At 71.7% G+C, this 17,491-nt stretch carries 21 protein-coding genes and 1 pseudogene; 9 read left to right on the top strand and 13 right to left on the bottom strand.

Translation table 11 applies throughout. The features are described from left to right. Positions 1-89: 89 nt before the first annotated feature. Both ACZ58N_RS33260 and fahA read right to left on the bottom strand, forming a co-directional pair. On the bottom strand, positions 90-692 hold the full coding sequence (locus tag ACZ58N_RS33260) for a hypothetical protein (RefSeq protein WP_471167607.1): 603 nt from the start codon (positions 690-692) through the stop codon (positions 90-92). A gap of 141 nt (positions 693-833) precedes the next feature. After that, positions 834-2,057 (bottom strand): fumarylacetoacetase, encoded by a 1,224-nt coding sequence (gene fahA, locus ACZ58N_RS33255; protein WP_471167604.1) that lies wholly within the window; start codon positions 2,055-2,057, stop codon positions 834-836. Positions 2,058-2,198: 141 nt separating this feature from the next. On the opposite strand from fahA, the gene ACZ58N_RS33250 reads away from it, so the two are divergent. Then, on the top strand, positions 2,199-3,005 hold the full coding sequence (locus ACZ58N_RS33250) for an HAD family hydrolase (protein ID WP_471167601.1): 807 nt from the start codon (positions 2,199-2,201) through the stop codon (positions 3,003-3,005). A 163-nt stretch (positions 3,006-3,168) separates the two neighbouring features. Here the strand turns inward: ACZ58N_RS33250 and ACZ58N_RS33245 are convergent, their stop codons facing one another. Genes ACZ58N_RS33245 through ACZ58N_RS33225 form a run of 5 tightly spaced genes read right to left on the bottom strand, consistent with a single transcriptional unit; the run spans position 3,169 to position 4,764 of the window. Beyond that, positions 3,169-3,537, bottom strand: coding sequence for a hypothetical protein (locus tag ACZ58N_RS33245; protein WP_471167600.1), 369 nt, complete (start codon positions 3,535-3,537; stop codon positions 3,169-3,171). Then, positions 3,534-3,800, bottom strand: a complete 267-nt coding sequence (locus ACZ58N_RS33240) for a hypothetical protein (RefSeq protein WP_471167598.1) — start codon at positions 3,798-3,800, stop codon at positions 3,534-3,536. The genes ACZ58N_RS33245 and ACZ58N_RS33240 overlap by 4 nt, the downstream gene beginning before the upstream one ends. Positions 3,801-3,833: 33 nt before the next feature. Next, positions 3,834-4,220, bottom strand: a complete 387-nt coding sequence (locus ACZ58N_RS33235; RefSeq protein ID WP_471167595.1) for a hypothetical protein — start codon at positions 4,218-4,220, stop codon at positions 3,834-3,836. Then, a complete protein-coding gene (locus ACZ58N_RS33230) occupies positions 4,217-4,528 on the bottom strand; it encodes a hypothetical protein (RefSeq protein WP_471167592.1) in 312 nt (103 codons plus the stop codon). The genes ACZ58N_RS33235 and ACZ58N_RS33230 overlap by 4 nt, the downstream gene beginning before the upstream one ends. Beyond that, positions 4,525-4,764 carry a hypothetical protein gene (locus ACZ58N_RS33225; RefSeq protein ID WP_389710841.1) on the bottom strand — a complete coding sequence of 80 codons (240 nt, stop codon included), beginning with the start codon at positions 4,762-4,764 and terminating at the stop codon, positions 4,525-4,527. The genes ACZ58N_RS33230 and ACZ58N_RS33225 overlap by 4 nt, the downstream gene beginning before the upstream one ends. 81 nt (positions 4,765-4,845) lie before the next feature. On the opposite strand from ACZ58N_RS33225, the gene ACZ58N_RS33220 reads away from it, so the two are divergent. The 3 genes from ACZ58N_RS33220 to ACZ58N_RS33210 are packed head-to-tail and all read left to right on the top strand — an operon-like array spanning position 4,846 to position 6,116. After that, the gene (locus ACZ58N_RS33220) at positions 4,846-5,709 is read left to right on the top strand and encodes a helix-turn-helix domain-containing protein (RefSeq protein WP_471167589.1); all 864 of its coding nucleotides are present in this window, start codon (positions 4,846-4,848) and stop codon (positions 5,707-5,709) included. Continuing rightward, on the top strand, positions 5,706-5,900 hold the full coding sequence (locus ACZ58N_RS33215; protein ID WP_471167587.1) for a DUF397 domain-containing protein: 195 nt from the start codon (positions 5,706-5,708) through the stop codon (positions 5,898-5,900). The genes ACZ58N_RS33220 and ACZ58N_RS33215 overlap by 4 nt, the downstream gene beginning before the upstream one ends. 24 nt (positions 5,901-5,924) lie before the next feature. After that, positions 5,925-6,116 carry a DUF397 domain-containing protein gene (locus ACZ58N_RS33210; RefSeq protein ID WP_471167584.1) on the top strand — a complete coding sequence of 64 codons (192 nt, stop codon included), beginning with the start codon at positions 5,925-5,927 and terminating at the stop codon, positions 6,114-6,116. A gap of 47 nt (positions 6,117-6,163) precedes the next feature. On the opposite strand, the gene ACZ58N_RS33205 is transcribed toward ACZ58N_RS33210, so the two are convergent. After that, positions 6,164-8,167: a CocE/NonD family hydrolase gene (locus tag ACZ58N_RS33205; RefSeq protein WP_471167582.1), complete on the bottom strand. Its 2,004-nt coding sequence runs from the start codon at positions 8,165-8,167 to the stop codon at positions 6,164-6,166. A 39-nt stretch (positions 8,168-8,206) separates the two neighbouring features. Next, positions 8,207-9,700 carry a peptide MFS transporter gene (locus tag ACZ58N_RS33200; RefSeq protein WP_471167579.1) on the bottom strand — a complete coding sequence of 498 codons (1,494 nt, stop codon included), beginning with the start codon at positions 9,698-9,700 and terminating at the stop codon, positions 8,207-8,209. 211 nt (positions 9,701-9,911) lie between these two features. Between ACZ58N_RS33200 and ACZ58N_RS33195 the strand changes: the two genes are divergently transcribed. The 4 genes from ACZ58N_RS33195 (at position 9,912) to ACZ58N_RS33180 (ending at position 13,104) form a co-directional block, all read left to right on the top strand. Next, positions 9,912-10,922: a polyprenyl synthetase family protein gene (locus tag ACZ58N_RS33195; protein ID WP_471167577.1), complete on the top strand. Its 1,011-nt coding sequence runs from the start codon at positions 9,912-9,914 to the stop codon at positions 10,920-10,922. A 248-nt stretch (positions 10,923-11,170) separates the two neighbouring features. Further along, positions 11,171-12,361 carry a LolA family protein gene (locus ACZ58N_RS33190; protein ID WP_471167574.1) on the top strand — a complete coding sequence of 397 codons (1,191 nt, stop codon included), beginning with the start codon at positions 11,171-11,173 and terminating at the stop codon, positions 12,359-12,361. 126 nt (positions 12,362-12,487) lie between these two features. Then, on the top strand, positions 12,488-12,691 hold the full coding sequence (locus ACZ58N_RS33185) for a hypothetical protein (protein WP_389710834.1): 204 nt from the start codon (positions 12,488-12,490) through the stop codon (positions 12,689-12,691). Then, positions 12,688-13,104 (top strand): hypothetical protein, encoded by a 417-nt coding sequence (locus ACZ58N_RS33180; RefSeq protein WP_471167571.1) that lies wholly within the window; start codon positions 12,688-12,690, stop codon positions 13,102-13,104. The genes ACZ58N_RS33185 and ACZ58N_RS33180 overlap by 4 nt, the downstream gene beginning before the upstream one ends. 61 nt (positions 13,105-13,165) lie before the next feature. Here the strand turns inward: ACZ58N_RS33180 and ACZ58N_RS33175 are convergent, their stop codons facing one another. The 3 genes from ACZ58N_RS33175 to ACZ58N_RS33165 all read right to left on the bottom strand — a co-directional run bounded on the left by ACZ58N_RS33175 (position 13,166) and on the right by ACZ58N_RS33165 (position 16,757). Then, entirely contained in the window at positions 13,166-14,482 is a 1,317-nt protein-coding gene (locus ACZ58N_RS33175) for a M28 family metallopeptidase (RefSeq protein WP_471167568.1), read from the bottom strand. Between the two features lie 206 nt (positions 14,483-14,688). Then, complete coding sequence (rarD, locus tag ACZ58N_RS33170) at positions 14,689-15,741, bottom strand: EamA family transporter RarD (protein WP_471167566.1); 1,053 nt, start codon at positions 15,739-15,741, stop codon at positions 14,689-14,691. Positions 15,742-15,902: 161 nt separating this feature from the next. After that, positions 15,903-16,757, bottom strand: coding sequence for an SDR family oxidoreductase (locus ACZ58N_RS33165; RefSeq protein ID WP_471167563.1), 855 nt, complete (start codon positions 16,755-16,757; stop codon positions 15,903-15,905). Positions 16,758-16,843: 86 nt separating this feature from the next. On the opposite strand from ACZ58N_RS33165, the gene ACZ58N_RS33160 reads away from it, so the two are divergent. Then, positions 16,844-17,269 carry a winged helix-turn-helix transcriptional regulator gene (locus ACZ58N_RS33160; protein WP_471167561.1) on the top strand — a complete coding sequence of 142 codons (426 nt, stop codon included), beginning with the start codon at positions 16,844-16,846 and terminating at the stop codon, positions 17,267-17,269. A 63-nt stretch (positions 17,270-17,332) separates the two neighbouring features. Here ACZ58N_RS33160 and ACZ58N_RS33155 read toward each other — a convergent pair. Then, positions 17,333-17,491 (bottom strand): annotated as a pseudogene (locus ACZ58N_RS33155) (2-oxoacid:ferredoxin oxidoreductase subunit beta); the annotation flags it as partial.

The raw sequence follows: 17,491 nt of genomic DNA, 5'->3' as shown, positions 1-17,491 counted from the left end.
CCGACCAGCGTATCGCCGGGATACCGGGAGGAAGCCGTCCTTACGGGTGAGTCATATGCCCGGGGCGCATGCGGGCCGGGCCGGCCCCGTCAGTGCCCGCCGTGGGCCGGGGTGGTGGCGGTGCCCGTGGTGGGCTTCTTCGCGCACTTCAGGGCCGTGTTCCAGTTGTGGAAGCGGCCCGCCGGGTTGTCCTTGTACGCCCACATGTGCAGGTCGTAGTGCTTGGGCATGCCCGCCCAGTGGCCCGGCATCGGGCCGTCGAAAGGCAGGCCGAACATCGACGGCCGGTCGTCGGTGGTCTTCAGGTCCTGGTCCCGGTCGGTGGACATCCACTCGACCGTCTGGAGGGTGCGGCGGCCGTGCCGGTCCTTCTCGGCGCTGTACAGGAGGGCGGTGGGCTTCGCCGGGTCCGTCGACCCCCAGTTGGCCTGCTTGACGTAGTGGTAGCCCATGGCGCCCGCGCCGAACGGATTGTTCATGCAGGCCTCGCCCTTCGGCACGTACCCGTCCTTGAGGGCCTGCCGCTCGTCCACGTACTTGGCGGTCACCGCGATGGCCGTCGCCATGTCGCGCATCGCCTTGCTGTTGCGGGGGTCGGGCGCCGGACCTTCGACGGCCGCGGCGGCCGGAGCGAGGGCGAGCGCCACCGCCGCGGCGGCGGCGAGGGCCAGGGTTCGGGTGGACACGAGCATGGCAGGGCCTCCTGCACTGCGGGGACTTCGGCCTGTCCGAGCAGCATGGGCGGGCCCGCGTCCGGCCCGCCACGCGGGCGGGCCGGACGGATGAGCAGGGCGACCCGTGTGGCGTACGGCGCTGCGGGTCGCGGGGACGGACTAGCGCGATCCCACGATGCGGCCGGTGACCTCGCCGAGGCCGACGCGGGTGCCGTCGGCGCCGGGCGCCCAGGCGGTCAGGGTGACGGTGTCGCCGTCCTCCAGGAAGGTGCGCTTGCCGTCGGCGAGCTCGATGGCGTCGCGGCCGTTCCAGGTGAGTTCGAGCAGGGAGCCCCGCTGGTCGACCTCGGGGCCGCTGACGGTGCCGGAGCCGAACACGTCGCCGGTGCGCAGGGAGGCGCCGTTGACGGTCATGTGGGCCAGCTGCTGGGCGGCCGTCCAGTACATCGTCGCGAACGGCGGCCGGGCCACCTCCTGCCCGTTGATGGAGACGGCGATGTGCAGGTCGAAGCCGCCGGGGCGGTCGCTGTCGGCGTCGTCGAGGTAGGGCAGCAGCGGGAAGTCCCGGGCGGGCGGGGCGACGCGGGCCGCGTCCAGGGCCTCCAGGGGGGTCACCCAGGCGGAGACGGACGTGGCGAACGACTTTCCGAGGAACGGGCCGAGGGGGACGTACTCCCAGGCCTGGACGTCGCGCGCCGACCAGTCGTTGAGCAGGAACAGTCCGAAGACGTGGTCCTCGAAGTCGGCCAGCGGCACCGGCCGGCCCAGCTCGGACGGCGTGCCGACGACGAAGCCGACCTCGGCCTCGATGTCGAGCTTCACCGACGGCCCGAAGACGGGCGCGGCGTCGGTGGGGGCCTTGCGCTGCCCGGAGGGGCGCACGACGTCCGTGCCGGAGACCACGATGGTGCCGGAGCGGCCGTGGTAACCGATCGGCAGGTGCTTCCAGTTGGGCGTCAGCGCGTCCCCGTCGGGGCGGAACATCCGTCCGACGTTGGTGGCGTGGTGCTCGCTCGCGTAGAAGTCGACGTAGTCGGCGACCTCGTACGGCAGGTGCAGCGTGACCGCGTCCAGCGGCAGCAGGTGCGGCTCCACCGTGGGGCGGTGGCCGGGGTCGGTGACCCAGGCGGTCAGCGCGCGGCGCACGTCGCGCCAGGCGGTGCGGCCGGCGGCGAGCAGCGGGTTCAGCGAGGACCGGCCGAGCAGTCCGGCGTACGGGGAGCCGAGCGCGAGGGCGGCCGCTCCCGCGTCGAGCACGTGCCCGCCGATCCGAACGCCGATCCGGCGACGGTCCTCCCCGGCGGTCGAGAAGACGCCGTAGGGGAGGTTGTGCGGCCCGAACGGGTCGCCCTCGGGAACATCGAGGGGGCTCTGCTGGGGCATGGGGTGCTGCCTCGCTTTCGACGCGGGCCGGGGGTGTCCCGGGGGCTCGTTGACACGTTACGTGTCCGGTGGGGTCTGTGGGAGGCCGGATTCGGGCGCTATTTGTAGGACTTGTCCAACGGGGTCCGTATCCTTGACGCCGTGACTTCCGCCCTTCCCCACGCCTTGATCGCCACCGACCTGGACGGGACTCTGCTGTGCGCCGGAGACACCGTCTCCGCCCGCTCCCACAAGGCCCTCGCGGCCGCTCGGGCCGCCGGTGCCCAACACATCGTCGTCACCGGACGGCCGGTTCCGCAGGTCCGACACGTCCTGGACGATCTCGGATACGAGGGGCTCGCGGTGTGCGGGCAGGGTGCGCAGGTGTACGACACGGCGCGCGGCCTCCTGCTGCACTCCGTCTCCATGGACCGGGGTCTCGCCGAGGTCGCCCTCGGCAAGATCGAGGCCGAGATCGGCGAGGTCTGGGCGGCGGTGAACCAGGAGGGCCTCGACGCGGAGATGCTGATAGGGCCCGGCTACCGGATGTGGCACCCGCACCTGCCGACCGTCCGCGTACCGCGCCGCAGCGACCTGTGGTCGGCCCCGATCAACAAGGTCCTGCTCCAGCACCCGAGGCTCGGCGACGACGAGCTGACCCGGATCGCGCGCTCGGTGGTCGGCGACCTGGTGAACGTCACCATGGCCGGCGAACACACCGTGGAGCTCCAGCCCCTGGACGTGGACAAGGCCGCCGGCCTCGCCCGGGCGGCGGAGGTGCTCGGCATCCCGGGCTCGTCCACGATCGCCTTCGGCGACATGCCGAACGACGTCCCGATGTTCGCGTGGGCGGCCCACGGCGTCGCCATGGCCAACTCCCACCGCGAGCTCCTGGCCGTCGCCGACGAGGTCACCCTCTCGAACGAGGAGGACGGCATCGCGGTGGTCCTGGAACGGCTGTACGGCTGACGGAGGCCCCGGTTCTGCGGGGGCGGTACGCCGTTGGCGGGCGGGTGTCAGAGCAGGTGCGGCGGTGGCACGACGAGGACTACAGCGAGGAGGCGCGGCCTCATCCGGGGGAGGGCCTGGGTCTCGAACCATCCTCCGGAACCGAGCATGTGCCGACGGGCGGTCACAGATCGGTTCCGCCGGCCTTGGCGATACCCGCTTCGGCGGCGGCCGCACGGCGGATGAGGCTGATCTCGGCGGCGATGTCCCGGGCCTCGCCGAGGTCGGTCACCTCTCCGGCACGGGCCTCCAACGCGCGAAGCCGGGCAGCGGTCTCGGGATGCCGGGCGATGGCGACCTCGACGGCCCACGCCTCGGTGAAGGTGCGCAGGGGGGCGGCGGACACCTCGGTACGGGCGCGGGCGGTGCTGGCCGCCCGGTCGCGGTCGAAGTCGGCGAGGAGATGAGGGGCGACCCGGGCGAGGGTGGCGCGGATCGCCTCGGGCTGGGTGGGCGGCTGAGGGGTGGCCGACGGCTGGGGCGCGGTACTCATGCGGCTTCGGTCCTCTCCTGCGGGTCCGGATCGCCTGCCCGGTAGGCGTTGGCGAGAGTGGTGACGTGCTGGCGGGACCAGCCGACACGGCGTCCCACTGCGGCTTTCTGCCCGTACCGGTCGGCGGAGCCGATGCGACCCGCCGTGCGGTTGAGCTGCGCCTGCGCCCGCGCCAAGGCTTGCTCGGCCCGACGGACAGCACGCAGGGCTTCGTCCAGATCGTTCTTTTCGGCGTCGGTCAGGGGATCGCTGGGTGCTCGCACGGTTCGAGGATAAACCGTCGTCCGCACATGACGCTATGTCGGCATCGACGAGCCTGCGGGCACGGGGGCCGTGAGGTTCCGGCTGTGGCCGCCGGGGTGGTCGAGGGGGTGGGCGCAGGCGTCGGGGCCCGTGGTCACCGGGCAGTCGGGGAGGGGGAGGATCGCATCGGGTTCGGCGTCGGGACCGTTCCCGTCGGACCAGCGGGCCCACAGGGCCTCGCCGGCCCCGGGGTCGAGGACGACGTCCAGGTGCGGGCCGGCGTGCCGGTCCAGGGAGCAACGCAGCTCCGGACCGGCCGCGAGGACCTCCAGGAGCGCCCGCGCGCACAGGAGGCCCGCCAGCGCCTCCAGGTGTGCCGCGGAGAGGGTGCCGGCCGCGCCGCACGCCGGAGGTGGCGGAGGGGGCGATCCGCCGCTCACGCGAGCCACCCCCGGGCGACGATGCCGGCCACGCAGCACGTCCACGCGATCGCCCCGACCGTCAGGGCCACCGCACTGCGCCGGTTGGCGCGGGCGCGCCGGGTCGCCGGGTCGGGATCGGGACGGACCAGGCCCCGCAGCCGCTCGGCCGCCGCCAGGGCCGCGCCCGCGAACGCGCCGCGCTCGGCCTCCCGCCGCGCCAGGGCACCGTCCAGCAGCGCGAGGAACCGCGCCCGGTAGGCCGGATCCGACTCCATGCGCCGCAACTCGGCCCCGGTGGCGTCCCCTTCGGGCGGCGGGGTGTTCACAGCAAGCCCTTCGCGCTGCGCGCGTTGCGCCGGGCGTTCTCGGCCCGCATGCGCTCCATGGGCTCGGCGGGCCGCACGTGCCGCGGCTCCGCCTCCCACTCCGTGCCGCCGCGCACGGGGCGCAGCGACCAGTAGGGGCCGGCGACCCCGCGGAACTCCCCGACGCGGTCACCGCGACTGGTGTCCACCACGAGCGCGCCGGCCGACGGCGGCTGAGGGGGCTTCGTTTCACACATGACACCGTTCCTCTCCGTAGTCGATTCGCTACCGATCGGGTTCAGGATGGCCCTGGCCGGGGGAGGCTTCAACTTGTCGAAATGGAACGGAAGATTGGTCAGGAGCCCTTGAACCGCAAGGAGTTGAACCCCGAACGCGACCCCCGGGCGGCCTTCGGGGCGCGTCTGCGCAGCTCGCGCGAGGAACGGGGGTGGACGCAGGAGGCCCTGGGCGGGCGGCTGGGGTACTCCAGTACGCACGTGTCAGCTGTCGAAACCGGGCGGAAAGTGCCGACTGTGCGTTTCTCGCGCAGTGCCGACGAGGTCTTCGGCACCGGTCAGGGCGAAAAATCGTTCGAGCGCGAGTGGCGCGAGATCCGGCACGGCGTCCTGCTGGAGGGCTTCCCGGAGTTCCTCGGCTACGAGAGCCGGGCGGTGGAGATTCGCCTGTACGAGGTGGGCGTCATACCGGGTCTGCTCCAGACGCCGGAGTACGCGACGGTGCTCGCGGAGAGCGCGGTCAAGAGGGGTGCCATCACCGCCGATCACGCGGCCGAGCGGATCGCCGTCGTCGCGGACCGGCAGGCCGTGCTGCTCCGCACTCCTCCGCCGCTGATCCTCGCGGTGCTCGACGAGAGCTGCATCCGGCGGCCCCTCGGTGGATCCGCCCTGATGCGGGACCAGTTCACACGGCTGCTCGAATTCGCCGAACTGCCGAACACGGTGCTCCAGGTGGCGCCGTTCGACATGGGGGAGCGGAGACCGTTCGATCTACCCGTGACCGTGCTGACGCTGGTGGACCGGTCGATCATGTCCTACGCGGAATCCGCCCAACGGGGCCATCTGGAGCGGGATAACAACGCGGTGGTCCCCATGCTGACGGCCTACCATCAACTCCAGGCCGAAGCGCACACGCAGGCGGCTTCTGTGGCCATGATCGATCAGCTTAGAAAGGGCACGTCGTGACGACCGAATCCCCCCGCTGGTTCACGTCCTCCTACAGCAACAACGGCGGCCAGTGCGTCGAGGTCGCCACCAACCTCGTCGCCTCGCGCGGAATCGTCCCCGTCCGGGACTCCAAGCACGCCGACGGTCCGGAACTCGGCTTCACCGCTGCCGCGTTCTCTGCTTTCGTGGACGGCGTCAAGGCCGTCTGACCAACCGAAGGGCACGTGGCGACGATGACCGAATCCCCCCGCTGGTTCACGTCCTCGTACAGCGAAAACGGCGGCGCCTGCGTCGAGGTCGCCACCAACCTCGTCGCCTCGCGCGGAATCGTCCCCGTCCGGGACTCCAAGCACGCCGACAGTCCCGTGCTGGGCTTCACCGCTGTCGCGTTCGCCGCGTTCGTGGACGGCGTCAAGGCCGTCTGAGCATCGAGCGGGCCCCGGGGGCGCCATGCCACCCGGGGCCCGATCCGTCAGCCCGCCGCGCGCGGCAGGCGGCGTTTCCAAGTGCGGTGGAAGACGACCTCGTCGCCCTCGCGGCAGACGATCTCGTTCGAGGTGAGGAAACCGCCCTCGTCGCAGGTGATCTCCGAACGGGTGTCGACGTGGGTGTCCCAGCCCAGTTCCGGGCGGTGCAGCCGGACGCGCCACTCCGAAAGGGTCCGGGCGGACAGGGCGTCACCGTCGCGGATCTCGTACACCTCCCGCGCGTCCTCCTCGTACACCAGCCCGTCCGGGTACACCCGGGTGCCGCCGTACCGCGGGTCCACCTCCAGTCGCCAGGCGCCCTCCGCGACGTCCCGTACGACCAGGCGTTCCGGGCGGGGCGCCTCCAGGGTCTCCGGGTAGGACACGGCCAGCGGTTCGGCCTGTTCCGGGGCCTCGAAGACGATGTCCTCCTCCCGGGCGGATCCCGACCGCACGGGGAGCTCCAGCGTGCTGCCCACCGGGTCGAGGGTCCAGCCGGCCTCCGAACCCGCGCGGGGCCAGATCCACGGCCAGTACGCGGACGACACCGCGAGCCGGATCCGGTGCCCGGGCGGGAACGCGTGCCCGATGCCGTTCAGCTCGAAGGTGACGTCCTCGGTCGCGCCCGGGGTCCACGGCGCGGCCCGGTCCCGGCCGTGGCGGGCCGACAGGTTCAGCGCGCCCCGGGTGACCAGCGTCGAGGAACCGTCGGGGGCGACGTCGCACAGCCGGGCCACGACCTGCCCGTACGGGACCTCCATGCGCAGGCGCAGCGTCACCGAGGGCCTGCCGAGGATCTCCACCGGCTCGCCCGCCCCGACGGGGAACTCGAAGCACCCCGACTTGGCGTCCTCCTCGCGCTGGTCCGGCGGCAGGTCGGCGTCGTTGCCGAAGGGGAAGAAGCGGCCCGCGTCCAGCCCGGTGTGCTGCGGCGAGGCCACGACGACGGGCGGACCCTGGAGCCCGTACGAGACGGGGACGACCGTCGGGGACGGCCAGGCCCGCTCGCCCACCCAGCGGCCCGGCAGCCGCTCGTAGACGGTGGCCGGCGGGTGGGAGTCGCTGATCCAGGCGCGCAGCAGGGGTTCGTCCATGACGCCGTTGTCGTCGCCGCGCAGCCAGTGGTCCCACCAGCGCAGGGTCTCCTGGAGGAAGCCGATCGCCGGGCCGGGCGGCAGCCCCCGGTCCGGGTACTGGTGCGACCAGGGGCCGATCAGGCCCCGGACGCGGCCGGACGGGAGGTTCTCGACGAGCCGCAGGACCGTGTCCCGGTAGGGGTCGTGCCAGCCGCCGACGGCCAGCACGGCGGCCTTCACCGCCCCGTAGTCCTCGCAGACGCTGCCGTGACGCCAGTAGGCGTCACGGGTCTGGTGGGCCAGCCAGGTGTGCACGAGCGGCTCGACGGCGGTCAGCCGGTCCAGCCACTGCTCGCGCCAGCCGTCGCCGACGAACAGCGGGTCCGGCGGCCGGGCGGCGAAGGCCAGCATCGTCGCCGCCCACGCGTGCATGTCCACGGCCAGCACGGAGCCGCCCATGTAATGCACGTCGTTGTCGAAGCGGTCGTCGGTCGAGCAGACGGTGACCACCGCCTTCAGGGCCGGCGGGGCCAGCGCCGCGATCTGGAGGCTGTTGAAGCCGCCCCAGGAGATCCCGAACATGCCGACCGCGCCCGTGCACCACGGCTGCGCCGCCAGCCACTCCACCACGGCGACCCCGTCGGCGAGCTCCCGCGCGTCGTACTCGTCGCCCGGGAGGCCGCCGCTGCACCCGTGGCCCCGCACGTCGACGCGGACCGAGGCGTAGCCGTGCCCCGCGTACCAGGGGTGGCGCTGGCGGTCACGGGGCGCCGTCCAGTCGGTCAGCCGGTACGGGAGGTACTCCAGCAGCGCGGGGACGGGCTCGTCCGTCACCGGGCGCCAGATCCGCGCGTACAGCTCCACCCCGTCCGGCAGTGGGATCCGGACGTCCTCGTGGGTGGTCCCGTACGGGAACTCGGTACGGATGATCATCGGTGGTCGGGCCCCTTTCGGTGGACGGGGTGCGGCGCCTCAGTGGACGGGGTGCATGGTGCGGCGCAGCCAGGGCGCCAGCGCGACCACGACCAGGCCCGCCGCGACGGCGATGGCGCCGTTGACGCCGAAGTAGACGGGGTGGGACACCTGGTCGTAGAGCTTGACGACCTGGGCCTGGATGCCGTTGGCCAGGGCCAGCGAGAGGAACCACAGCGCCATGGTCTGGCTCGCGTACGCCTTGGGGGCGAGCTTCGTGGTGGCCGACATGCCGGAGGTCTCCAGCAGAACGTCGCCGAGCCCCAGCAACAGGTACGAGCCGACGATCCACCAGGCGGCCATCTTGTACGTCTCGTCGGCGTGGCCCGAGGTGGGGATGACCATCAGCAGGAACGACAGGCCGCCCAGGATCACCCCGATGGCGATCTTGTTGGAGGCGTGCGGCTGCCGGCGCCCCATCCGGACCCACAGGGCGGCCACCACGGGCGCCAGCGCCACCTCGAAGGCGCCGAGCGCGGAGGCGTACCAGCCGGCGGGGAAGTCGAAGCCGAGGATGGTGGTGCGGGCGTTGGTGGAGGCCAGCAACATCATCGTCGAGTACGCCTGGAACAGGATGAAGTTGAAGGCGACCGAGGCCAGGAAGAGCACCACGTACGGGCGCAGCCGGCCGCGTTCCTCGGCCGTGACGCGGGGACTGCGGAACATGACCGCGAAGTAGACGACCGGCGCGATCACCGACACGAGGGTCAGCACGTCGACGAAACGGGCCATCGTCAACCAGCCGATAGCGGCCAGGAGGGTGGCGATGACGGCGAACGCGACGCAGCCGCCGACGATCCTCCACACGGCGGCGCGCATCGCGTCCGGGGCGAGGGCGAACTCGGCCGAGTGTTTCCGTCCCGCCAGATGGCGGCGCCCGAGCACGTACTGGATCAGCCCGAAGGTCATGCCGATGGCGGCGGCGGAGAAGCCCCAGTGCCAGCCCTCGCGCTCCCCGAGCCAGGCGGTGATCAGCGGTCCGGCGAAGGCGCCGATGTTGATGCCCATGTAGTAGAGGGCGAATCCGGCGTCGCGCCGCTCGTCGTCGGTGCGGTACAGCTTGCCGACCATGCTGGCCACGTTGGGCTTGAGGAGGCCGGTGCCCGCACTGATCAGGCCGAGTCCGACCCAGGTCATGGCGGCGGTGGGCACGGCCATGGCGTAATGGCCGCAGGCGATCAGGATGCCGCCGTAGAGGACCGCGCGGTAGGAACCGAGGATCCGGTCGGCGAGCCATCCGCCGGCCACCGAGACGAGGTAGACCATGGTCCCGTACGCCGCCGCGACGGAGGCCGCGCTGCCCGGGTCCATGCCCAGGCCGCCGTTCGCGACCGTGTCCGCGAAGTAGAGGACGAGGATGGCCTGCATGCCGAGGAAGGAGAACCGCTCCCAGACTTCCAGCCCGGACAGGGTGGCCAGCCCCCTGGGGTGTCCCAGGAAGGCGTGGTCGTCACCGGGCGGCGGCTGGTCCGCCTCCGGGTCGGGCCCGTCCATATCGGTCGTGATTCTGGACAAAACAGATTCTCCGGTTGTTTCGACTTCCACTGAACATACCGGGGTGGATCGGGCGATGCGCGCGTGGCGGCCGGACAGGCGCTCTGGGTGATCGAAAACGGACCGGATACGCTGGCTTGAGTGATGGCAGCGACACATCGACAATCCATGTGATCGTCAAGGTGATCGTCAGCAGACAGGAGTACCCCTCGTGACCGTCGTCGGGCCGTTCGGACTGAGCGTGCGGGACCAGGCTCTTGAGACCGATGTCCAGGCCGGACTGGCCGCCGTCGAGGCGGGTCTGCTGGAAGCCACCAAGAGCGAAGTCCCCTTTATCACCGAGGCCGCACAACACCTGGTGAAAGCGGGTGGCAAGCGGTTCCGCCCGCTGCTCGTGATGCTCGCGTCCCGCTTCGGGGACCCCTACGCCCCCGGAATCGTGCCGTCCGCGGTGGTCGTGGAGCTCACGCACCTGGCCACGCTCTACCACGACGACGTCATGGACGAGGCCGACGTGCGCCGCGGGGTGGAGAGCGCCAACGCCCGCTGGGGCAACTCCGTCGCCGTCCTGACGGGTGACTTCCTCTTCGCCCGCGCCTCCCACATCCTGGCCGACCTCGGACCGGAGGCCGTGCGCATCCAGGCCGAGGCCTTCGAGCGGCTCGTCACCGGCCAGATCCTGGAGACGGCCGGCCCGCGCGACGGGCGCGACCCGGTCGCGCACTACCTCGACGTCATCGCCGGCAAGACCGGCTCGCTGATCGCGGTCTCCGGCCGGTTCGGCGCGCTGATGGCCGGCGCCGACGAGGCCGTCGTCGACATCCTCACCCAGTACGGCGAGCGGCTCGGCACCGCCTTCCAGCTCGCCGACGACGTCCTCGACATCGCCTCCGACTCCCACGAGTCCGGCAAGACCCCCGGCACCGACCTGCGCGAGGGCATTCCCACCCTGCCCGTGCTGCGGTTGCGGGAAATGGCCGAGCGCGATGGCCGCCCCGAGGACCTGGAACTCGTCGAGCTCCTCGACGGCGACCTCACGGACGACGCCCGGCACGCCGAGGTCCTCGCCCGGCTGCGGGTCCACCCCGCGCTGGAGCAGGCCCGCCGCGACACCATCCGCTACGCGGAGGACGCGCGGGCCACCCTGGCCCCGCTGCCGGAGTGCTTCGCGAAGTCCGCGCTGGAAGAACTGTGCGACGCGGTGGTCCACCGCGCCGGCTGACGCCGGGCCGCCCCGGGGCGGTCCGCGCCCACGCCGGCGGAGCGGTTCCCTCCCCCCGGACCGACCCCTACGGGTCGGGGGAGGAGGGCCCGTCCGGTGTCATCCCACGGTCGTACGCGGAGTTGGCTCCGGGGGCTGACGCCCCGGGAGCCCCGATTTGGTCAGATGGAGACATCGAACCCCACCGGACCGGGTGAGCGCGGCGACACGGGGGTCGCCGCCGACGACACAGAGGGCAGGGCACTGACATGGCAGCGAACACGAAGACCTCAGGGAAGGCCGCACGGTACGCCGTACCGGTCGCGGTGGTGGGCATCGCGGTGGCGACCGTCGCGATGGTCCCCGCCTTCGCCAACGCCGGCGGACCCGATCTCCCCAAGGTCACCGCGCAGCAGCTCATCGAGAAGGTGGCCGCTTCCGACGTCGAGCAGCTCTCCGGCACCGCGAAGCTGACCACCGACCTGGGCCTGCCGACCATCGCCTCCGGCCTCCTCGGCGGCGGTGGCGTCACCGGCGGCTCGGCCGATCCGCAGGACAAGCTCGCGCAGCTGGCGAACGGCTCGCACACCTTCCGCGTCGCCGCGGACGGCCCGGACCGCCAGAAGCTCACCTTCCTCGACGGCAAGGACGAGTACAGCCTCATCCACAACGGCGCCGACGTCTGGGGCTACGACTCGAAGTCCAACGAGGTCTTCCACGAGAAGGACCCCGAGGGCGCCGGCAAGGGCACCGAGCACAGGTCGGCCGACAAGCTCGCGGGCTCCCCGCAGCAGATGGCCCAGGAGATCCTCAAGGCAGCCGGCCCGACCACCGACATCAGCGTCGGCGACACCGCGCAGGTCGCCGGCCGCGACGCCTACCAGCTGGTCCTCAAGCCCAAGCAGGCCGGCTCCACGGTCGGCTCGGTACAGATCGCGGTCGACGCCGAGAACGGCGTCCCGCTGCGCGTCCAGCTGCTCTCCAGCCAGGGCGGCAAGCCCATCGTCGACGCGGGCTTCACCAAGGTCGACTTCGCGAAGCCGTCCGCCGACACCTTCGCGTTCACCCCGCCCAAGGGCGCCAAGGTGACCGAGGGCCTGGAGGGCAAGGGCGAGGAGCACGGCAAGGAGTTCAAGGCGCTGGAGTCCTTCCCCGGCCTCGACGCGCTGACCGGCGGCGGCAACGGCGAGGTGAAGGTCCTCGGCGAGGGCTGGGCCACCGTCGCCCGCATCGACACCGGCGCCGGCCAGGGCCTCAAGGAACTGGAGAAGGACAAGAACGCTCCCAAGGAGGCCCAGCAGTTCCTGAACTCCCTCGGTGACAAGGTCACCGGGAAGTTCGGCGAGGGCCGGGTCCTGTCGACCCGCCTGGTCAACGCCCTGATCACGGACGACGGCAAGGTCTACGTCGGCGCCGTCACCAAGGACGCGCTGGTCAAGGCGGCCGACTCCGCCAAGTAGCCGGTCCGCGCGCACCCGATCGGTGCGCACGGCGACAACGCGAAGGGTGGCCCGGGACTTGTGTCCCGGGCCACCCTTCTGCCGTTCCCCTCCTGCGTACAGCAAGGCCGCTGTACCGTGATGGCCATGTCGAGACACGTCACCATTCGCCTGGACGAAGAGTTCCACGAGCGCCTCAAGGCACGCGCGGCGGCACTGGGCACGACGGTCACCGCACTGATCACCGAGGTGACGGAACGCGAACTCGACGAGGACCGCAAGTCGTTCCTCACCGGGATCGAGGAGTTCGCGGATCACTGGAGCTACTTCCAGGAGCGGTTCGGCAATTGAAGATCACCATGGAGTGGGCCTGGACCGCGCTCGCCCACCATCTGCCGTCGGATCCCGCCGTGTGGGACCCCTCCGGGGTGGCCGCCGCCGTCGCCCGGCACCAGAACGACCTGGTGCTGGTGCCCGAGCAGCCCGCCCCCGACACCGCCTGGCGGGCCGCAGCGTTCCTGCACACGCTGGCCGTGTGCCCCGCGCTCGAATCCCCGATGAACGAGTTCTACGCGGCCGCGGCCACCCGCTCGTACCTGCGGGTGGCCGGGGCCAGACAACTGCCGACCCCGGAGGAGCTCGGCGACCTCGTGGAGGCCGCGAAGCTCGGCCGCGCCGACATCGGGGCCGTCGCACAGGAACTGCGCGCCCGGATGCAGGAGCCGCTGCCCGCATCGCTGCGGTCCACCGCGGAGGACGGGTAGCTTCCGGCCCGGGACGTGCTGAGCCGGCGCCGCCCCGTGGGGAGCGGCGCCGGACCCTTCACTAGAAGGTGATCTTCCAGCTGTTGATGTAGCCGACGTCCTGCGCGGCCACGTCCTTGACCTGGAGCTTCCAGACGCCGTTCGCCACCTCGCTCGACGCGTTCACCGTGTACGAGGCGATGACGTTGTCGGCGGAGTCCGAGTTGGAGTTCTTCAGCCGGTACGCCGTGCCGTCGGGGGCGATCAGGTCGATCTGGAGGTCACCGCGGTAGGTGTGGACGATGTTCACGTCGACCTTGGTGGTGGCGGGCGCGTTGCCCGCGACACCGGACACCGTGATCGGCGAGTTCACCCCGGCGGCGGGGGAGTCCGGGATGTTCACGTCCGTCGTGTTCTCGAAGGACGGGCCCGGCGGGACCGGGGTGGACGCCCCGAGGTTCCAGACCGCGTAGGCGATGGCGTCCGCGTTGCGGTCCAGGGCGGTGTCGTTGATGTTCGCGGTGTTGTCGCAGGAGGAGTGGTAGCAACGGTCGAAGGACTGACCGGCCGTGCCGCCCCACTTCTGCGCCTGCGCCGACGTCTTGCTGTTGCTGGCGCCGGTGAACAGACCGCCGACGGGGATGCCGACGTTCTTGAAGGACGCGTGGTCCGAGCGGCCGTCGCCCTCGGTCTCGATCTCCGTCGGCACGCCCAGGCCGGCGTAGTAGTTCTTGAACGTCTGCTCGATGGTCGGGTCGTCGTCGTAGACGAAGTAGCCCGGGTTCGGAGAGCCGATCATGTCGAAGTTCAGGTACCCGGCGAACTTGGCCCGCTCGGCGGTCGGCAGGTTGTTCACGTAGTACTTCGACCCGACCAGGCCCAGTTCCTCCGCACCCCACCAGCCGAAGCGCAGGTGCTTCGTCGGCTGGAGGCCGGCACGGGACACGGCGAGGGCGGTCTCCAGGACCGCCGCGCTGCCCGAGCCGTTGTCGTTGATGCCCGCGCCCGAGGTCACCGAGTCCAGGTGCGCGCCGGACATCAGCACCGAGTTGGGGTCACCGCCCGGCCAGTCGGCGATCAGGTTGTAGCCGGTGGCACCGCTGGAGGTGAAGGTCTGGAGCGTGGTGGTGAAGCCGGCCGCGTCCAGCTTGGCCTTCACGTAGTCGATGGACGCCTTGTACCCGGCCCGGCCGTGCGCGCGGTTGCCGCCGTTGTTGGCGGCGATCGTCGAGAGCTGCGTCAGGTGTGCCTTGACGTTGGCCAGCGGGATGTCGGGCGGGGTGGGTGCCGCGGCGACCGCCGTGGGTGCGGCGAGCGCGGAGGGGGCGGTGGCGCCCAGCAGACCGGTGACCGCGATCGCGGCCACGGCGGCGAGGCGCCGGGAGACGGACAGGCTCATGTGGGGGCTCCGGGATTCCGTATGGGGATGAGACGGAACGTGCGGGGATAGAGCAGGTGAGCTTGTAGTGCGTCAGTGCGAGCCTGATGTTCAGCGAGAGCATGACAATCCGTCAAGACCACAATCCGGTCAGGGCGGTTCGGAAAACGGACGATCCCCGGTACGGGTGGTCCGTACCGGGGATCGGGTGGGCGAAGGGGAGGGTGTTACGCCGGTTCGCGGGTCTGCGCGGACGGTCCGGCGGGCCCCTCGGAGAGGGTCGCGGAGGGCCCGGCGGCGGGGGTCTCGCGGGTGTCGTCCCGGAGGCTCGCCTGCGGGATCTCCTGCGGGCCGGCGCCGAGCGCCGTCGCCGCCGCGGCCGCCAGTCGGGCCCGCGACCTGCGGGAAGTGCGCAGCGCGTCCCAGGTCAGGATCGCGAGGGCGGCCCACACCAGGGAGAAGCCCGCCCAGCGCTCGGGCGGCATCGCCTCGTGGAAGTACAGGACGCCGAGCCCGAACTGGAACACCGGGGCCATGTACTGGAGCAGGCCCAGCGTGGACAGCGGCACCCGGATCGCGGCCGCCCCGAAGAGCACCAGCGGGATGGCGGTGACCAGGCCCGTCGCGGCCAGCAACAGCGAGTGCCCCAGGCCCTCCGTGGCGAACGTCGAGTCGCCCTGGACGCCCAGCCACAGCAGGTAGGCGAGGGCCGGCGGGAACAGCAGGGCCGTCTCCGCCGTCAGCGACTCCAGGCCGCCCATGTCGAGCTTCTTCTTGATCAGCCCGTACGCGGCGAAGGAGAAGGCCAGGACCAGCGAGATCCACGGCGGTCGCCCGTACCCGACCGCGAGCACGACCACGGCCGCGAATCCGATGCCGACGGCCGCCCACTGCGCCCGGCGCAGCCGCTCCCCGAGCACCAGGACGCCGATCGCGATGGTGACCAGCGGGTTGATGAAGTAGCCGAGGCTGGCCTCGACGACCTGCCCGTTGTTGACCGCCCAGATGTACAGGCCCCAGTTGACGCTGATGACGGAGGCCGCGAGCGCCGTCAGCCCGAGCTTGCGCGGCTGTCGCGCCAACTCGCGCATCCAGCTCCAGCGGCGCAGCGCCAGCAGGGCTATCCCCACGACGGCCAGTGACCACACCATCCGGTGGGCCAGGATTTCGACCGCGCCCGAGGGCTTGAGCAGTGGCCAGAAAAGGGGCACGAGGCCCCACAGGCCGTACGCGCCGAATCCGGAGAGCAATCCCGTGCGCTGCTCGTTCTCCGCCTTCACGGGTCCTCCAGTGCTACTTCAGGCCAATCTCACAACTCAATGAAGGTAGCGCCGCACGCGTCCGATGTCATGCCCGTATAAGCGAGATACTCATGACATCTCGATGGGTGGGACGGCCGATCGGCCGGGTCGCCCCGGCCGGTGGCGGTGGGTGACCGGGATCAGACCAGGGCGGCGGTGACGGCGGCGGCCACCGGGGTCGTCGGCCGGCCGATCAGCCGCGACAGGTCCCCGCTCGTCCCGGCCAGCCGGCCGCGCGCGATGGCCGCGTCCACGTCGACCAGGATCGCGGCGAACCCCTCGGGCACTCCGGCGCCGGTCAGGACCGCCAGGTGCTCGTCGGCGGTCACCGAGGCGTACGCGACCTCCTTGCCGGACTGCCGGGCCACCTCGCCGGCGTACTCCGCCAGGCTCCAGGCGGTGTCGCCGGAGAGTTCGTAGACCCGGTTCAGGTGCCCGTCGCCGGTCAGCACGACAGCGGCCGCCGCCGCGTAGTCGGCGCGCGCCGCCGAGGCGATCCGGCCCTCGCCGGCGCTGCCGACGACGGCGCCGTGCGCCAGGACGCCGGGCAGCTGGGCGGTGTAGTTCTCGTGGTACCAACCGTTGCGCAGGAAGGTGTGGGGGAGCCCGGAATCGAGGATCGCCTGCTCGGTGACCTTGTGCTCGGCCGCCAGGTCGAAGTCGGCCTCGGGCCCGCCGAGGATCCCCGTGTACGCCAGCTGGGCGACTCCGGCCGCCGCGGCGGCCTTGATCACGGCGGTGTGCTGCGGGACGCGGCGGCCGACCTCGTTGCCGGAGATCAGCAGGACCCGGTCCCCGGCCCGGAAGGCGCGGTTCAGGCTCGCCGGGTCGTCGTAGTCGGCGACCCGCACCTCGACGCCGCGCGCGGCGAGGTCGGCGGCCTTCGCCTCGTCACGGACGACGGCGGCCACGCGATCGGCGGGGACCCGGCTCAGCAGCTCCTCGATGACGAGGCGGCCCAGGGACCCGGTGGCTCCGGTGACGACGATGCTCATGATGCGCTCCTGTTCGAAGGGGGTGACACCACCCTAAGGAAAGCGCTAACCATAGGAAAGTACCCACTTTCAAGTAAGGTACTGGCATGGAAGTAAGTACCCCGGGTACCCCGGTGACCGCCCCCGGCAAAGCGGCCGACGTCCGGACGCCGATGTGTCCCTCGCGCGGGATCCTGGAGCACGTCACCAGCCGCTGGGGCGTGCTCGTGCTCGCCGCCCTCGTCGAGCGCTCCCACCGCTTCAGCGAACTCCGCCGGGAAGTGGGCGGCGTCAGCGAGAAGATGCTCGCCCAGACCCTCCGGACGCTGGAGCGCGACGGTTTCGTCCTGCGCCACGCGCACCCGGTGATCCCGCCGCACGTCGACTACACGCTGACGGAACTCGGCCGGGAGGCCGCCCAACAGGTGTGGGCCCTCGCACGCTGGACGGAACGCCGCACCACCGAGGTCCAGGACGCCCGCGCGGCCTACGACGAGGCCCGCGCGACCCACGACGAGGCCCGGACCCCGTAACGGGTCCGGGCCTCGTCGTGCCGGCCGCCGGTTCGCGGCCTGCCGGTACTGCCGTCCGCCCGCCTACTCGGTGACGGTCCAGGTGTCGGAGCCCGCCAGCAGCGTCGCCAGATCGCCCTTGCCCCGTTGGTCGACGGCGGTGTCGAGTTGGTCGGCCATGAGGGTGTCGTAGACGGGGCGGTGGGTGCTGCGCAGGACGCCGATGGGGGTGTGGTGGAGGGT

The sequence above is a fragment of the Streptomyces sp. NPDC040432 genome (assembly GCF_055595445.1).
The sequence above is the reverse complement of the archived record's forward strand: the minus strand, read 5'-3'. Positions and strand labels throughout refer to the sequence as shown.

Coding starts and splice junctions, on each gene's coding strand:
- ACZ58N_RS33260 (WP_471167607.1), bottom strand. CDS start 692: ATGCTCGTGTCCACCCGAACCCTGGCCCTCGCCGCCGCCGCGGCGGTG.
- fahA (WP_471167604.1), bottom strand. CDS start 2,057: ATGCCCCAGCAGAGCCCCCTCGATGTTCCCGAGGGCGACCCGTTCGGG.
- ACZ58N_RS33245 (WP_471167600.1), bottom strand. CDS start 3,537: ATGAGTACCGCGCCCCAGCCGTCGGCCACCCCTCAGCCGCCCACCCAG.
- ACZ58N_RS33225 (WP_389710841.1), bottom strand. CDS start 4,764: ATGTGTGAAACGAAGCCCCCTCAGCCGCCGTCGGCCGGCGCGCTCGTG.
- ACZ58N_RS33220 (WP_471167589.1), top strand. CDS start 4,846: ATGGAACGGAAGATTGGTCAGGAGCCCTTGAACCGCAAGGAGTTGAAC.
- ACZ58N_RS33210 (WP_471167584.1), top strand. CDS start 5,925: ATGACCGAATCCCCCCGCTGGTTCACGTCCTCGTACAGCGAAAACGGC.
- ACZ58N_RS33205 (WP_471167582.1), bottom strand. CDS start 8,167: ATGATCATCCGTACCGAGTTCCCGTACGGGACCACCCACGAGGACGTC.
- ACZ58N_RS33200 (WP_471167579.1), bottom strand. CDS start 9,700: ATGGACGGGCCCGACCCGGAGGCGGACCAGCCGCCGCCCGGTGACGAC.
- ACZ58N_RS33190 (WP_471167574.1), top strand. CDS start 11,171: ATGGCAGCGAACACGAAGACCTCAGGGAAGGCCGCACGGTACGCCGTA.
- ACZ58N_RS33185 (WP_389710834.1), top strand. CDS start 12,488: ATGTCGAGACACGTCACCATTCGCCTGGACGAAGAGTTCCACGAGCGC.
- ACZ58N_RS33175 (WP_471167568.1), bottom strand. CDS start 14,482: ATGAGCCTGTCCGTCTCCCGGCGCCTCGCCGCCGTGGCCGCGATCGCG.
- ACZ58N_RS33165 (WP_471167563.1), bottom strand. CDS start 16,757: ATGAGCATCGTCGTCACCGGAGCCACCGGGTCCCTGGGCCGCCTCGTC.
- ACZ58N_RS33160 (WP_471167561.1), top strand. CDS start 16,844: ATGGAAGTAAGTACCCCGGGTACCCCGGTGACCGCCCCCGGCAAAGCG.